Origin of the sequence: Microcystis sp. M169S2, assembly GCF_020245865.1 — a bacterium.
In the GTDB taxonomy this organism is placed as follows: domain Bacteria; phylum Cyanobacteriota; class Cyanobacteriia; order Cyanobacteriales; family Microcystaceae; genus Microcystis; species Microcystis ichthyoblabe_A.
This window is the reverse complement of sequence record NZ_JADBUB010000128.1, coordinates 25092-40195: the sequence shown is the minus strand read 5'-3', so window position 1 is coordinate 40195 and position 15104 is coordinate 25092. Positions and strand designations below refer to the sequence as shown.

Genomic DNA, 15104 nt, shown 5'->3' with positions numbered 1-15104 from the left:
TCCCATTAGATATATTTTCTCGGTCTGCTATCGGGGACTATTTTAAGACTAAACCAGTTCACCGCTTTCTTGTAAAGAGTGGAGACGCTGATAGATTCCCTGCTGATTTAATAATTGGTCATGGCTACCGATCTCGACAATGCGACCATTATCCAAGACGACAATTTGATCCGCTTCTCGAACGGTACTGAGACGGTGGGCGATAATAATTGTGGTGCGAGTGCCTAAGATGGATTTCATGGCTAGTTGAATGGCTCTTTCTGACTCATAATCTAAGCTAGAAGTGGCCTCATCAAAAACTAACACATCTGGATCAACAATTAAGGCCCTAGCAATTCCTAAACGCTGTCTTTGTCCCCCCGAAAGACGCACACCCCTTTCCCCTACAATAGTGGAATAACCATTAGGTAATTCGTGGATAAATTCATCGACACGGGCGATTTTACAGGCTTCTGCTACCTTCTCGAAGCTAATATTAGGATTACCATAGGTGAGATTTTCTAACACTGTACCATTAAAAACATCTACTTCTTGATGGACAATCGCTAACCGGCGCCTATACCAAGTCACATCTAAGTGACGAATATCCTCGCCATCCATCAGAATTTGTCCTTGATTCGGTTCAAAATAGCGGAAAAGTAACTTAACTAAAGTAGATTTTCCTGAACCTGATTTTCCCACTAATGCCACGGTTTGATAGGGTTCAATCAGCAGATTAATATCCTTGAGAATGGTTCTTTCTGGACTATAGCCAAAGTTAAGATTTCTTAATTCCACTTTCCCCGTAAAATGATAGGGATTATGTTGGGCATGATCGGCTAAAAGACTACCTGCATCAGTGCCACTGGGTAAGTTGATAAATTCCTGTAAACGTGCCATAGAAGCATAGCGACGGGCGAAAGTTTCTGCCATTTGGGATAGGGGATCTAATTCCGCATAGGCCATACTAGCGAGGGTATAGGTGGTGATAAAATGCCCGATCGAGATTTTCTGTTGAACGGTAGCTAGGAGAGTAAAGAAAAATACTCCAAATAAACTAGCTTGGACGAGGGTTTTTTCCCAAGTAATTAAGTCCACATAACCCTTATGAATGCGATAGACAACGTAGGTAAATTCTCTCTCTAAACGCTGTTTCTGACGATATAATTCCTGTCCTTCTGTAGCAAAAGCTTTGACAGTTTTGATATTAGTAATAATCTCAGAATTGCGACTTTGGGTATTTTCGATGTGCTGATCAAGAATTCTTTCTTTTTGCATTAAATCTTTTAAATCTCTCACAATAAAAGCTAGAATTAATACAAAAGAAATAACAAAAGCGAGGGCGATCTGCCATTGAATTACCCAAATAACAATAAAGATACCCAAAACTCTAAACAATTTTGGGATCATCATTCCCGCCACTTCAGGATAAGTCCAAGTATGATTTTCTATGCCTTTGGCGATCCGGTTAGCGATGCGTCCCGGATTATTTTCATCGTAAAAAGATAGGGGTAAGGTGAGAATTTTGGCAATAATTTTTCCGAGATGATCTCGTCGCGCTCTTAAGGATATTTCCCAGTGAAACCATACACCCACCCAAGGCTGAATTGGTGCTTTAATTACCGTGGTTAGGAAAATTAAGCCTAATAATACTGCCAAACTAACCCACTTTTCTGAGACAAAGGGAGTTAAAACCATGGTGCGATTAACTAAAGATTGCACGAATCCATCTAAAGGTTGATCAGAAAGAACATTAAGAATCTGTCCGACAGCGTAGGGAACTATCAGATCGATAATTTCAAAGACACTGGAGGCAGCAATGCTCAAAAAGGCGGCTTTTTGATAATTGCGATAGTAACTGAGAATATCGCGTAAGGAAGCCATAACATCAAGTAAATTGCCAATTTTTAACTTCTATCTGGTAACTGCTAACTGAAGAGACTAAAGGCACTTTTGGGATTGTTTTTCTGGAGTTACCATTATACTACAATACTACAAAAATCTGCCGACCTAGAAATTTCTAGGACAAAAGCCTTGTCATAGTCTTGTATTCTCAATCAGCTATTAGTCAGGAGACGATGCCAGATCAGCTTATATTTCATCCTCGTCAGAAGCACCAGAGATCAATTTATCTAAAATTTTGACGAATATTATCACAAAAATTAATAAATTTCTGAAAGGTTTTTAAGTGTTCGGTTTTATCGATACGCTTTTTTAATTGATTAAGATAGTATTGTTCTTGAGCTTCCCCAGGGAATTTTTTAGAATAAGACAAACCTTTAGCTTTAAAAATAGACTTTAGATAAGCAAAATGAAAATCGGCATGATTTCTGCAATTAAATCTACCCATTAGTTCGGGATCATTTTCGTAAACATCATAGTGTTGAACATAATCAGCTAAAAGTCTCTGTAAAGGTTGTTTAGAATTAAATATTGTACGATTGCCTAGTAGCCATGTTTCAATACATCGATTTTGAATGATTATCACGATTTCAAGTTGTGCGGGGATAGTAATATGTTTGGTGATAAAGTCATTAACATATTGTTCTCTTTCTTCGACAGTATCCTCATCAGCATCGAGACAGATGACTAGATAGTTATATTTGGATACTTCTTGAATTTTATCGATGGCGTTAGGAATTCCATCATTAAGTATCGAGGGGTAGCCATTACTACTAATCAGAAAGTAATTGTTGTGATTGACTTGATCGTAAAAATCAACTCGCTTAAATTCGGGGATAAGATAAGTTAACCAGGCAGTATAAAGCTTTTTTTCGGTACTTCTTCCTTCAACTAAAAAATAAATATTCATCGATTAACTAATTCCTTGGGGAAATTCTTCTAAGACATTGATAAGATCAATAAAGGCTTTTTGTCGAGTTTTAGAAATATGAAAATCAGCCGCATTGTGTACCTGAATTACTCCTCCTTTACGAGTGACTATTTTCCAATAGGCAGGACTGATATTATTAATTATATAGGGATGATGACTGGTAATAATAAACTGTAAATCTCGATAATTAACTAATAAATCTTCTGTTAAAGTGTCCAAACAGTTAACCCCCAAACTATTTTCAAATTCATCGATTAATATAACACTGCCATCAGGAGATAATTCGATCGTTGCTAAGAACATCAGGCTTTTTATCATTCCAGAGGAGATATTTGGTTCTACAATCCAGACATGAGAGTTTTTTTCTTTTATTTGTATGCGAGGTAAGTCTTCAAGTAAAAAAATTGGAGTTAATGAAACAAGCATACCAATATCACCTAGTTTGAATGGTTCTAAAAATTCTATTTTTAAATCTTCAACTTGAGGGAAAATATCTAAAAACTTTCTCTTTATTATCTCGAACGTATCGGGATATTTTTTATAAGTGATCAGTAGTTTGTCAGAAATAGGAAGTTGACTCGATTGTAATTCAGAGAGAGAGTTATATTTGGCATATTCGTCGTTTTCCAAGATTTTATCAACTGCTGAATATGAGATATTAAACTTAAGTGGATTGAAAATCATTTTGTTAAATTCCTGTCGAACAGGGAAAACATCTTCTTCTTGATTGAAAAGCTCTATACAGCTTAAATAAGATGGTAGTTTTGGTGTCTTTGAATGTTTAAACTCAATTACCTCTTGGTTTCTTTCGATCAAAACCTCTTGATCTTTTAAAAGAGTTTCCCTAATTATACTAACCTTATTTTCGCCGTCATTACTATTGACTTCATCTTTATCGTTTTTGATGGGAGAACGAGCTTTTCTAACCTCAAATTCACCCAACCAATGATAACGAACATGATCATTGGTTAAAAGTTCTACATCCCATTTTACTCCATTTATAGACTCACCGTTAGCGATTCTTTTTAAATTACTAATAGCCTTTAAAATCGAGGTTTTTCCTGCACCTGAGATACCAACTAATAAATTCAAATCTGAAAAAAAGTCGCAAGAATCTATACTTAATCCAGAGGATAAATCTTGATATGATAATCTCAAAAGTTTCATAAAAATTTCTTTCCCTCTGCTAAAACTAAAAAGGGTGAGTTAATTCTCACCCCAAGACTTTACTGAGGATCGAGTTTTAGGACTGCCATAAATGCCTCTTGCGGGACATCAACAGTTCCGATCGCTTTCATCCGTTTTTTCCCTTTTGCTTGCTTGTCTAACAGCTTTTTCTTGCGGCTAATATCACCACCATAACACTTAGCTAAGACATCCTTTCTTAAAGCGGGAATATGTTCACTAGCGATAATTTTAGAACCAATAGCTGCTTGAATGGGAACCTTAAATTGATGCCGGGGAATCAATTCTTTTAACTTTTCAGTTAACGCACGACCAACATAATAAGCTTTATCCCGGTGAACGATCATCGCTAAAGCATCAACGGGATCACCATTGACCATAATATCTAATTTAACTAGCTCATTTTCCCGATAGCCAATTAATTGATATTCCATACTAGCATAACCGCGCGATCGAGATTTTAATTGATCGAAAAAGTCCGTCACCACTTCCGCTAAAGGTAACTCATAAATCAAAGCGGTGCGAGTTTTAGTAAAATAACGCATATCCTTGAAAACTCCCCGACGACTTTGACATAATTCCATCAAAGCACCTACATAGGTTTCCGGAGTAATCATTTCCACTTGGATATAAGGTTCCTCAATTTTTTCCCGTTTTTGTGGGGAAGGTAACAAACTAGGATTATCCACTTCGACAATTTCCCCATCGGTAGTAGTTACCTGATAAACTACCGAGGGAGCAGTGGTAATTAAATCTAAGTTATACTCCCTTTCTAGTCTTTCCTGGACGATTTCCATGTGTAGCAGTCCCAAGAAACCGCAACGGAAACCAAAACCCATGGCGCTAGAAGTTTCCGGTTCGTAGGATAGGGCTGCATCGTTTAATTTTAACTTTTCCAGGGCATCTTTGAGATCGGCATACTGATCAGCATCGGTGGGGAATAATCCGCAGAAAACCATCGGTTTTGCTTCTGTATAACCGGGTAAAGGCTCTTGTGCTGGTTTAGCGGTTAGAGTAATCGTATCACCCACCCGGGCATCAGCAACAGTTTTAATCGCGGCTGCCAGATAACCCACTTCTCCCGCGTGCAGTTCATTTACCTGTACCTGTTGCGGTGATAAAATTCCCAATTCATCGATCACAAATTCTTTACCGGAAGCCATAAAACGAATTTTATCGCCCTTTTTCACCCGACCATCCATAACGCGGAAATAGACAATTACCCCTCGATAAGCGTCGTAATAACTATCAAAAATTAAAGCTCGGAAGGGTTCTTCGAGGGTATCTTGGGGAGGGGGAACTAATTGGACGATCGACTCTAGAATATCATTAATACCGATCCCAGCCTTAGCCGAGGCCCGAATCGCCTCACTACAGTCTAAACCCACCACTTCCTCGATTTCCGCCGCGACTCGTTCCGGTTCGGCACTGGGTAGGTCGATTTTATTTAAAACTGGGATAATTTCGAGGTTATTTTCCAGTGCTAGGTAAACATTGGCTAAAGTTTGCGCCTCTACTCCTTGGGACGCATCCACAACTAATAAAGCTCCCTCGCACGCCGCTAAAGACCGAGAAACCTCGTAGGAAAAATCCACATGGCCGGGGGTGTCAATCAGATTGAGAACGTATTTTTGACCATCCTTAGCGGTATAATCCATGCGTGCCGCTTGTAACTTGATGGTGATACCTCGTTCCCGTTCCAAGTCCATATTATCGAGAAATTGTTCTTTCATCTCCCGTTGGGCTACGGTTCCTGTAATTTGCAAGAGGCGATCGGCGAGAGTTGATTTACCATGATCGATATGAGCGATGATGGAAAAATTGCGAATGCGAGAAACGGGAACGTCAGTCATCGTGGTTCACTGTTGGCAAAAGTCAGGGGTTTATAAAATTTTAGATTTCTTAATTCATTGTAGAGGTAAAGTCTCTAAGGCTGGAGCAAAAGCGAAAAGTAAAAGGTAAAAAAAGCTAAACTGCAAGTATAGTCAGGGTTTTGACCTTAGCTTCCCCTCTCGGCATCCACAGGAAACTATGGTAGGCTTGATTATGGTGACAAAATCAGGGAAAGAGCAATGGCTAAGGGAAAGATGTATGATTTGTCCAAATCGGATTACTATAGATAGGGCTGGCTAAATAAATCTAAAAACCTTGTTGGATAAGGCTTTTAGACTTTTTTCCCTCAAAAAGTGCCTATGGAGTGATCGGGGGCAAAATTCCTGGACTTTTTCCCTGAAAATTAGGTAACTGACTACCTCAAAATCGGTAAAACCCTACACCCTACACCCTACACCCTACACCCTACACCCTGCCACCACGAAAAACTTTTTTCAGCAGATCCTAGATAAACTCTTGGATGAGAATCCTCGACTGACGGGTAGAATGATAGATAGCAATCATTAATAGAGCTTATGAACGACAATGCTACACCGACTCAGCGCACGGCGGAGAAAGTTGAAATCGCTATTCACCTTGACTCGGAAGTTTTAGACCAGATTAAACACCTGACTAACGATCCTAGTCGCATTATCGAAACAGCGATTAAACAGTGGCTAAGAGGAGAGAAACAACCGGATGAGGACTTAACCCGTCATCTTCGACGCAATCCCCCCGTACCACCCAAAGGGGAATGGAATGACTAAGATTTTTCAGTCTCTAATAGGTTATTTCCCGACGGAGAGACTGAAATATTTTCTTAGGTCAACCATTGACGGTAATTGAGATTTTTTCCCCAACTAAGCTAGTCATACTAAATTCGTTGAGTATAGGCTACATATCAGGACAGGCAAAAGGGGGAATAAATAATCAGTCTTTAATAACTGGATTTAGTATCATTTTGCTTGGGTACTGACAGGAGGAACAAAACTGATGCGGATAGAAATTGAAGGAGCCGATGCTATCAAGGTTGCTGAGGACATCCTAGAGATGGAAGGGGTGCAAGGCAGCTACGAAGTTATCTCCAAAGTGGAGAAAGAGGGAACCCTTGCTACCATCGCCACCATCATCGGCATTATTAGCGGAACAATCGCCATCGCTGAGAAATTGTACCAATTAAAGCGAAAAATTGACTCTCCTGAAACCCCGAAGATCGAACGAGTGTTAATTGTCAGCAAAAACGGCGATCGTCTGCTGCTCAAAGATGCTACCCTAGAGCAGCGATCTGTTCTGAGCGTCTGGTCAATCTTTCAACCAGTCTTTGAGCATATTGAGGGGAGTTTTGTGATATGTAGTTGTAGATGGCTGATCAATAATTAACGGCTAAATTTCTGGCTTTTTGTTTAATATTTTTTATTTCCATAATAGTTTCCAAAATGACTCCTGACAGTTTACATTATAGCAAGATAGGCTCCTAGAGATGGTGTATTTTAAAACCACTAATTTTGAAAAGCGATCGTCGTCTTCGCTAACGATCAGAATGTACAAAAAGGGATAGTTTCTCTCTCTAGGTTTTAATACTGTACTGTAGCGGTGGGAGACTAAGAAGCTCTAACGGTTAGAAAATCCCCTAATATTACTACCATCCCCCTCTGCTCGATTACTCCCTCCATGTCAGCCTCTCTACCTCAAGAACCGTTTAGCCCCTTGGGTAAGTTAGTCAGTGTCATCGGTTTGTTAGCGATCGCACTCTATTTCACTGGCTGGATTTACCGATGGTTCTACTTCGGCTTCTTCCAAGTGGATCTAACTACCCTCAACCTGCCCCTAGAATCCTTCTATATCGCCTCTTTCTCCCTGCTATTCAGAAGTCCTTGGGCTATCCTGAAAACCATCATAGCTATTGGAGTGGCTATCCTTGGCATGGTAATGACTTTTAAAGCGATCGCTATCCTCGGCAGATTATTCCATCAACCCTTGCAGAAAGCCGCCCAAAGACTGGGATTAACCGCCAACCAGAACTATCAACTACAATTTCTGGCTTCCTTATTAGACGAGGTGATCATAGTTCTCTGGCTGTTCCTTGTGCTGTACTTCCTTGCTAGGGGGCAAGGATACGCCGATGCCCGGAGGGATGCCCTCAACGAAACCTCTACCCTACCAGCTATCACCATCGCCATGAAGGGGGAGGATGCAGTTATCGGTCGGAAATTGGATAAGTTATTGGAAAATCCTAGCTCTGTTCGGATTTTTGGTGATCGCACCCGCTATGATGGGCTTCTCGGTAATGAACTGAATCAAAACCCGACCATCTGGCGTTTATTATCCGATGCCAACGGCCACCTATACGTTTTTCCTAGTCTCAACGCAAAAAATGCAGGAAATCGGGTTCCTCCAGTGCTAATTTTTCCAGATTCGGGAAAGGGCGATCGCCTCACTATCCTCAGTCCCGCCAAAAGCTTCTAGTCCGGGAAAGTTTGCTAGAATTATCGGAAAATCTGCCAAAAGTTGGAGCTATATGGGTCGGTACATCATCCCTTATCTTTCCTTAGCCATAATGGGAACTTTGATGCTTTGTCCTTTGGGGAGCAGGAATAGCTTTCTGCCTCAAAAAGCGATCGCCCAGACAAGACAGCAAGCCAATACCAACCGTTCGGCGTGGCAGGTTGCGCTACCCCAACAGGCAACAGTACGGCGGAAAAAGGGAAGTTCGCTGACGGGGAAATTGGTGAAGTTCGATCCGAAAACTTTGACAGTGACAGCCGGGGGAGATTCCGAAAACATTTCCTTAACTGAAGTTAAATCGGTGGAATTTACCCTACAGGACGAAATTTGGGTAACACTCCCCAACGGTGCGAGAGGCAAGGTTAGACCTATTCGAGGCTTAACTATCCCAATAGAAAATGTACCTGCTTCAAGTTTTAAAATAGGCCGCACTAACGATTCAGTAATTCTTAACTTGACTCAAGTTCTGAACGATCAAGAATTTGGTAAGCTGACCAGTGACCCCAATAAAATCTATGTGCTGAAAACGATAGAAATGACCTCACCAAACAAGATGACCATTTACCTACGCGCCTACGGTTCCCAAGTATGACCTAAAATCTATGCTTAAGCTGACCCGATTGATAACTAGCTTTCTCTTAGCTATCACCATTCCTTTAGCAGTAGCAAAAAGTCATTCTTTGACTGTTTCTCCCAGAGTAAATTCTTCTCCTTCCCTTCTTTTAGGAGAATGGTTGATAGCTCAGAGACAAAAGCGAGTCGCCTTGGTAATCGGCAACGGGGCTTACCCGGAAGACCCCCTAGCCAATCCCGTCAACGATGCCACGGATGTAGCCAACGCCTTGAAAGAGATTGGCTTTGAGGTAACGCTGCTTAAGAATGCCGACAGGAGAAAAATAGATGAGGCGGTAGAAGCTTTCAATAAGCAGTTGCGTCAGGGGGACATAGGTATATTTTACTATGCGGGGCATGGGGTACAGGTAGCAGGAGAAAACTACGTCATCCCCATTGATGCCAAACTAGCTAGGGAGGCTGATGTCGGATATGATGCAATTCCCCTCGGCAAGATTATTAATGCGATCGAAGATACGGATGCAAAAGTCAAAATCGTCATCCTTGATGCCTGTCGGGATAACCCATTCTATCGTCGTTGGCGCTCTAGCGGCAGAAGTTTGGCTTCCCGAGGACTGGCAGGGATTAATAGCTCTGGGCGAGGTACTCTCATCGCTTTTTCCACAGCACCGGGTCAGATAGCAGCGGACTCTCTAGCAGGAAAAGGGAGAAATTCCCCCTACACCGCCCACCTGTTGAAATACCTAAAATCCCCCCTAGAAATAGGACAGATGTTCAGGAGAGTTAGGGAAGATGTTTTACAGGCAACTAACAATCAGCAGATTCCTTCGGTATCCGAAGCTCTTGTGGGAGATGTATTTTTAAATCCCCAACCGATTGCCGCCTCTTCACCTTCTCCCCCAAAACCTACGCCTCAAGTTACCCCGTCCCGTCCTACGCCTCAAGTTACTCTTCCCCCAACCAAACCAACCCCCCCAGTCACAATAACCCCCCGCCCCACTCCCCAACCTTCTCCTAACGCAGAAAAAGTAGGCTGGATTTGGACGCTGTTTGGGACACTGTTGGGTGTGTTTGTGCTAATGGTAATGGGGGTGGTATGGTTTGGTGGGGTGGCTTTTGTCTTATTGGGTGTGTTGTGGGGTGTAAAATGGTTGGGAGATTGGATTTTGGGGGGAGAAGATAAGTAGGAATTCTTATGAAACTGTAACACATAGGGTTACAAGATTTTGTGAACAATTATTAACAGGTAATTTTCCACGAAGCCATGCGGGTTCGTGGTTTTCGATACCTGTCACCGAGGGGTCAGCCACTCGCCCGATGTTTTTGTAGTATGGTTCCTACTAGAAAGTTATGGGTGAGAAAATCTTTGTGTTCTTTGTGCCTTTGTGGTTCTTTCTTGCGCTTTTTGGTAATCTTAACTGCTGCCATTAATTTACTCCCCCAATGGTCTTGGATTATCGTTAGTCCTGTGGATTTTCAATGTTTCGGGCAGCATGAAGTACCGCAATAACATCGATTTGCTCAGGCTTGATATAATAAATTATGCGATAAGAACCCTCGATAACTTCTCGGATCTGCTCAGTTTCAAACTCCGGAACAAGACGACCCGAAAAGGGAAAATTAGCAATCTGTTCTGAGCGTCTGGTCAATCTTTCAACCAGTCTTTGAGCATATTGAGGGGAGTTTTGTGATATGTAGTTGTAGATGGATGATAAATGATTAACGGCGGTTTCTGTCCAGAAAACTTTCATGGCTCTAGCTTGAACTTAGTGCGTACTTCTGCCACAGAAATAACCTTTTCCGCCTCACTATCGGCTAATCCTGCTTCAATTGCCTGTCTCACATAAATCTCATACATCAAATCATCCCATGTAGAATTATCCGGCAATTTATCGATTAAATTTCTGGCTTTTTGTTTAATGTTATTTATTTCCATGATGGTTTCCAAAATGACTCCTGACAGTTTACATTATAGCAAGATAGGCTCCTAGAGATGGTGTATTCTAAAACCACCGCTAACGCTCAGAATATCCAAAAAGGCTTTTCCCTCTCGATGTCCTCAACGAAACCTCAACCCGTGATTGGTGTTATTTGGTGGATAAATGCTGTATATTTACTCTCGTCGCCGCTTAATTCACACGCAGCAGCGCAGAAACTTGCTCAACATTCATTGCTGTATGTAACAATACAGGAGGAGTTTATCTCAGGAGTTCCACGGTGATTAGAGAGCTAGACCGTATTACTGTTAATCCACAAATATGTCTTGGACAGCCAACGATTCGAGGAATGCGTATCACTGTAGGATTTGTTTTGAAACTGTTGGCTAGTCAGTTATCTATTCAGGAAATCTTAGAGGCTTATCCAGAGTTGGAGGAGGAAGATATTCGCCAGGCTCTTAATTATGCAGCTTGGGCTGTATCCGATTATATCGTTAGCTTCACTTCAGCAGCCGTAACGCACCGCTAACTTTAATGATGGTGGGTGATATAATTTAAAATTCTGAGGTAAATCATGCAACTAAAACTAACAAAAATATTCCAGAAAGTTCCCGAAGGCTATATTGGTTTTGTCGAAGAATTGCCAGGAGCTAATACTCAAGGAGAGACTCTAGAAGAAACTAGAAGTAATTTAGAAGAAGCAATTGAGCTAGTTTTAGAAGCTAATCGTATGTTAGCTGAAGAGCAACTGCAAGGACAAGAAGTGATTCGAGAGTCTGTTACTTTCTGGGCTGCATGAAACGTATAAACTTAATTCGTCATTTAGAAGCTTATGACTGTGAATTCTTAAGAGAGGGCGGCAATCATACGATTTATGTAAATCGTGTCAATCAGAAATCTTCAGCTATTCCGCGCCATCGTGAAATCAATGAATTCTTGACGCGGAAAATTTGTTGAGATTTACAAATACCAGAACCATGAGTGCGACTCCTGTTAAGCTGCTGTAGAGTGTAGGGTGCGTGTTCGCGGCTACTAATTTGGATAATAAAATAAAACTAACAATCCGCCGTAATGACTCCTGACAGTTTACATTATCAACTATTCATTATTAATTAAAAGGGCGATCGCAAAATTACGCCTTCTTAAAAAAGAGATTAAACACCTTCAGCAAAACCCAAAGGTTGAAACTGAGCATCATTGATAATTTTAACCGTTTCCCCCGATTGCTTAATCACAAACAAACCGCGCCGATAGGCATAGACATCTATCCCCTGATCAATTTCAATTGCTGCCACTGCCCCATAAACCCGAAACTCTCGAAATTGGGGGAAAGCAACCTTAAATCGCTGTAATCGGCTGACAAAATCATCTACATCATCCCTCGACAGTCGAGATTTACATTCCACAGCCACCAACTCGCTCCCATTCACCGCCACAATATCAATCTCCATTGCCGCCCCAGAACGCTTACTTTTCAAGCGACTCATCGTTTGGGTGACATCAATGCCCCGTTCCTGAAATAAACGCACAACCGCAGGCTCTACCATTTCTTCAACGAATCTACCCCAGCGTGTTGTTAGGTTATTAACGGCTTTGGTCGTTTCTTGTACCTGTTTTTTTAATTCTTCCATCGTGCGATTAGCTTCCTCTCTGCTGCGATCAGCTTCGGCACTGCGGCGATCAGCTTCGGCACTGCGGCGATCAGCTTCGGCACTGCGGCGATCAGCTTCCTTTTGAAACTCGGCAAATTGGGCCTCAGTTCTTTCAAATAACTTGTAAATATCGGCGATCGTTACAGCGTCTGACATAGGAAGATTCTTCAAGCTTGAGGAGTCTAGTCCCATTCTAGCGACTTGGCCCAGAAAAAATGTCCCTAGCTTCTCATCCGTGTTTTTTCAATCAATTATTGACTATCAACAAATCAGCGATCGCAGTTCAAGGGGAAGGGGTCAAAGGTCAAAAGGCGATCGCGGTCAATGGATAATAGGCAATTGACAATGGATAATTATCAACCGAAGCTCATGCGGCCATGGGCTACTATTTTGATCATCAGGAAGAAATTGACCTGGAAATCACCCAAGAATGGGATCAGGTACAAATTAGCATAACGCGAATAGCTAAATCACCTTTTTACACCGGGATGAAAGAAGTGACTTTTCCCCCGCCCTTTCCCCGAATGCACCCCGTAACTGATATAAGTAGAGATGTAGGTCTATAACCAAAATTGCCGCATCAGTTCGGTTAGGTGACTGTTTTTCGCTTGTCTAGGAGGGTAGATATGCTCAACGAATTAATTTATGAAGGATTAGGTTTAAGTGCTGTTTTCGGAGGACTATTCCTCTGGTCGCGCTCTGGTCTCGTCAGCAAAAATACCGCCCTTTTAGCCGCACAAGCGCAATTACAGCAAAGTAACTCAGATTTGTTGGTTCAAGTCAAGGGTTTAGACGTGGCGCAATCAGATTTAAAAGACGAAAATCAGCAGCTGCACGCCAAAATAATTTACATAGAACAACATTCCGCCCAATTACAGCACAAAGCTACGGATTTAGAAAATTCTCTCCAGTCCCTCCAGCAAGCTGTCCAGATAGGTGAGGGTGAAATCGAACAACTGAAAACCACCGCTAAGGAAATAGAAGCGGAGAAAGCTGGTTTGATGGAGCAATTAGAGGGAGAAAAAGCCCAAATTACTAGCCTAGAGGCACAGATTCAAACTTTAGAGCAGCAAAAAGGTGAAATTAACCGTCAATTTGATTTGACCAAAAAACAGACCACCTCTCTCTATAGTCAAATTCAGACCCTAGAACAGGATAAAACTCTCTTACAGCAAGAGCTAGAAAAAGCCGAGGAATTAAGGGCGAAAGTGGCCGATTTAGAGCATAAAAACCAAGAATTAAGCGATTTAGCCGCCCAAATTCCCAGCTGGCAAGGTCAAATTCAAACCTTAGAACAGAATCTGGCTCACCAAACAGAACAGTATGAGCGAGGACAGCAGGAAATAGCCAGCTTACAGGGTCAAATTACTGGGTTAGAGCAGCAAAAAAAGTCTCTCAGCGAAGATTTAGCCGCAAGTCAAACTCGATCGCTCTCTTTAGGGCAAGAATGCGACAATTTAACTATAAAACTCCAAGAAACCGTCGCTCAAGTGACAGCCATAACCGCGGAAAAGGACAGTCTCGGCGCTCATCTCGAAGCGGCTAAACTGGAGTTACAAGCTTTAGAAGTCCAGAAAGGGGAATTATCGGCAGAATTAACCACTGCTGCCGAAAAAATTGCTAATTTAAAAGGGCAATTACAGGAATTAACCCAGTTACCCCAACAATTGGCTGATTCTCAGGCAACAATTGCTGATTTAGAAGGGCAATTACAGGAATTAACCCAGTTACCCCAACAATTGGCCGATTCTCAGGCAAAAATTGTCCATTTAGAAGGGCAATTACAGGAATTAACCCAGTTACCCCAACAGCTAGAAACCTATCGGGAAAACATTTCTAATTTAGAGATTCAACTACACCAGTTAAGTGCCGAAAAAGACCAATTAGAAACCACAACTTCCCGTCATATCGAGGAATTAAGCCAACAAAATCGCCAACTAACTCAAGATTTAGAAGCCCAAAAAACGGCAGCTAAAGCTTTAGAAAAAGAAAAAATTAAGTTTGAGGGTGAGTTAGCAACTAAGCAAGCAGAAATCGCCGCTTTAGAGGTTAAAATTCAAAACCTACAGCAAGAAAGAGACGATTTCTCTAAACAAACTGCTCCCATTATTACTAATGAACCGGAAGCAATTATTAGTGAAACCCCTGTGGTAGAAGAACCAAAAACCCCCCCGGTGATGGCCAAGGAAACCCCTGTAGTAGCAGCAGAAAAAATCCCGGTTGCCGATACGAGTTTAGAAGTGCAACCCGCAGCGGAGATAGTCCAAACGAGTCAAGAATCCGCAGAAAATCCCCTAAGGGGAAAAACCGTAGTTATACTAGGAACCTTCAGCAAAATCAGTCGCGAGAAAGCGAAATCATTGATTATTAATGTCGGTGGTACTGTTACCGGTTCCCCCAGTGCGAATACTGATTATATTCTCCTCGGTAAAGCTCCCGGTGAGAAACTCAAAAAGGCTCAAAAATTAGGCATAAAAACCCTTTCAGAAGCCCAATTTCTGCAAATGGTAGAATTACTTTAGCCGTCGGTTGTCAGGAGATAGGGTGGTCACTGCGTGCGCGTTGCGG

The 15104-nt window shown here is 41.7% G+C and carries 16 protein-coding genes; 9 read left to right on the top strand and 7 right to left on the bottom strand.

Going from position 1 to position 15104, the window contains the following annotated elements:
• Positions 1–48 precede the first annotated feature (48 nt).
• The 4 genes from IM485_RS13295 to lepA all read right to left on the bottom strand — a co-directional run bounded on the left by IM485_RS13295 (position 49) and on the right by lepA (position 5850).
• The gene (locus IM485_RS13295) at positions 49–1863 is read right to left on the bottom strand and encodes an ABC transporter ATP-binding protein (protein ID WP_287743623.1); all 1815 of its coding nucleotides are present in this window, start codon (positions 1861–1863) and stop codon (positions 49–51) included.
• A gap of 244 nt (positions 1864–2107) precedes the next feature.
• On the bottom strand, positions 2108–2791 hold the full coding sequence (locus IM485_RS13290) for a hypothetical protein (RefSeq protein ID WP_287743621.1): 684 nt from the start codon (positions 2789–2791) through the stop codon (positions 2108–2110).
• A 3-nt stretch (positions 2792–2794) separates the two neighbouring features.
• Positions 2795–3979: an AAA family ATPase gene (locus IM485_RS13285; protein ID WP_287743619.1), complete on the bottom strand. Its 1185-nt coding sequence runs from the start codon at positions 3977–3979 to the stop codon at positions 2795–2797.
• A gap of 59 nt (positions 3980–4038) precedes the next feature.
• Positions 4039–5850 carry a translation elongation factor 4 gene (lepA, locus tag IM485_RS13280; protein WP_002762209.1) on the bottom strand — a complete coding sequence of 604 codons (1812 nt, stop codon included), beginning with the start codon at positions 5848–5850 and terminating at the stop codon, positions 4039–4041.
• A 555-nt stretch (positions 5851–6405) separates the two neighbouring features.
• Here lepA and IM485_RS13275 point away from each other — a divergent pair.
• The 5 genes from IM485_RS13275 to IM485_RS13255 all read left to right on the top strand — a co-directional run bounded on the left by IM485_RS13275 (position 6406) and on the right by IM485_RS13255 (position 10134).
• Positions 6406–6636 carry a type II toxin-antitoxin system CcdA family antitoxin gene (locus tag IM485_RS13275; protein ID WP_002732463.1) on the top strand — a complete coding sequence of 77 codons (231 nt, stop codon included), beginning with the start codon at positions 6406–6408 and terminating at the stop codon, positions 6634–6636.
• 226 nt (positions 6637–6862) lie between these two features.
• On the top strand, positions 6863–7249 hold the full coding sequence (locus IM485_RS13270) for a hypothetical protein (protein WP_287743616.1): 387 nt from the start codon (positions 6863–6865) through the stop codon (positions 7247–7249).
• A gap of 291 nt (positions 7250–7540) precedes the next feature.
• On the top strand, positions 7541–8335 hold the full coding sequence (locus IM485_RS13265) for a hypothetical protein (protein WP_002794530.1): 795 nt from the start codon (positions 7541–7543) through the stop codon (positions 8333–8335).
• Positions 8336–8387: 52 nt separating this feature from the next.
• A complete protein-coding gene (locus IM485_RS13260) occupies positions 8388–8966 on the top strand; it encodes a hypothetical protein (protein WP_061433383.1) in 579 nt (192 codons plus the stop codon).
• Between the two features lie 10 nt (positions 8967–8976).
• Positions 8977–10134, top strand: coding sequence for a caspase family protein (locus IM485_RS13255; protein ID WP_287743613.1), 1158 nt, complete (start codon positions 8977–8979; stop codon positions 10132–10134).
• A 273-nt stretch (positions 10135–10407) separates the two neighbouring features.
• On the opposite strand, the gene IM485_RS13250 is transcribed toward IM485_RS13255, so the two are convergent.
• Positions 10408–10698 (bottom strand): type II toxin-antitoxin system RelE/ParE family toxin, encoded by a 291-nt coding sequence (locus IM485_RS13250; RefSeq protein ID WP_002744303.1) that lies wholly within the window; start codon positions 10696–10698, stop codon positions 10408–10410.
• Positions 10695–10883: a hypothetical protein gene (locus IM485_RS13245; RefSeq protein WP_104397005.1), complete on the bottom strand. Its 189-nt coding sequence runs from the start codon at positions 10881–10883 to the stop codon at positions 10695–10697. Before IM485_RS13245 ends, IM485_RS13250 begins: the two co-directional genes overlap by 4 nt.
• Before the next feature lie 281 nt (positions 10884–11164).
• Here IM485_RS13245 and IM485_RS13240 point away from each other — a divergent pair, with 281 nt between their 5' ends.
• The 3 genes from IM485_RS13240 to IM485_RS22760 are packed head-to-tail and all read left to right on the top strand — an operon-like array spanning position 11165 to position 11841.
• A complete protein-coding gene (locus tag IM485_RS13240; protein ID WP_002762195.1) occupies positions 11165–11413 on the top strand; it encodes a DUF433 domain-containing protein in 249 nt (82 codons plus the stop codon).
• A gap of 45 nt (positions 11414–11458) precedes the next feature.
• Entirely contained in the window at positions 11459–11683 is a 225-nt protein-coding gene (locus IM485_RS13235; protein ID WP_002770935.1) for a type II toxin-antitoxin system HicB family antitoxin, read from the top strand.
• Positions 11680–11841: a type II toxin-antitoxin system HicA family toxin gene (locus IM485_RS22760; RefSeq protein ID WP_353846016.1), complete on the top strand. Its 162-nt coding sequence runs from the start codon at positions 11680–11682 to the stop codon at positions 11839–11841. The genes IM485_RS13235 and IM485_RS22760 overlap by 4 nt, the downstream gene beginning before the upstream one ends.
• Before the next feature lie 197 nt (positions 11842–12038).
• On the opposite strand, the gene IM485_RS13230 is transcribed toward IM485_RS22760, so the two are convergent.
• A complete protein-coding gene (locus IM485_RS13230) occupies positions 12039–12692 on the bottom strand; it encodes a DUF3782 domain-containing protein (RefSeq protein WP_287743609.1) in 654 nt (217 codons plus the stop codon).
• Positions 12693–13162: 470 nt separating this feature from the next.
• On the opposite strand from IM485_RS13230, the gene IM485_RS13225 reads away from it, so the two are divergent.
• Positions 13163–15058 (top strand): BRCT domain-containing protein, encoded by a 1896-nt coding sequence (locus tag IM485_RS13225; RefSeq protein ID WP_287743606.1) that lies wholly within the window; start codon positions 13163–13165, stop codon positions 15056–15058.
• The last annotated feature ends 46 nt before the right edge of the window (positions 15059–15104 follow it).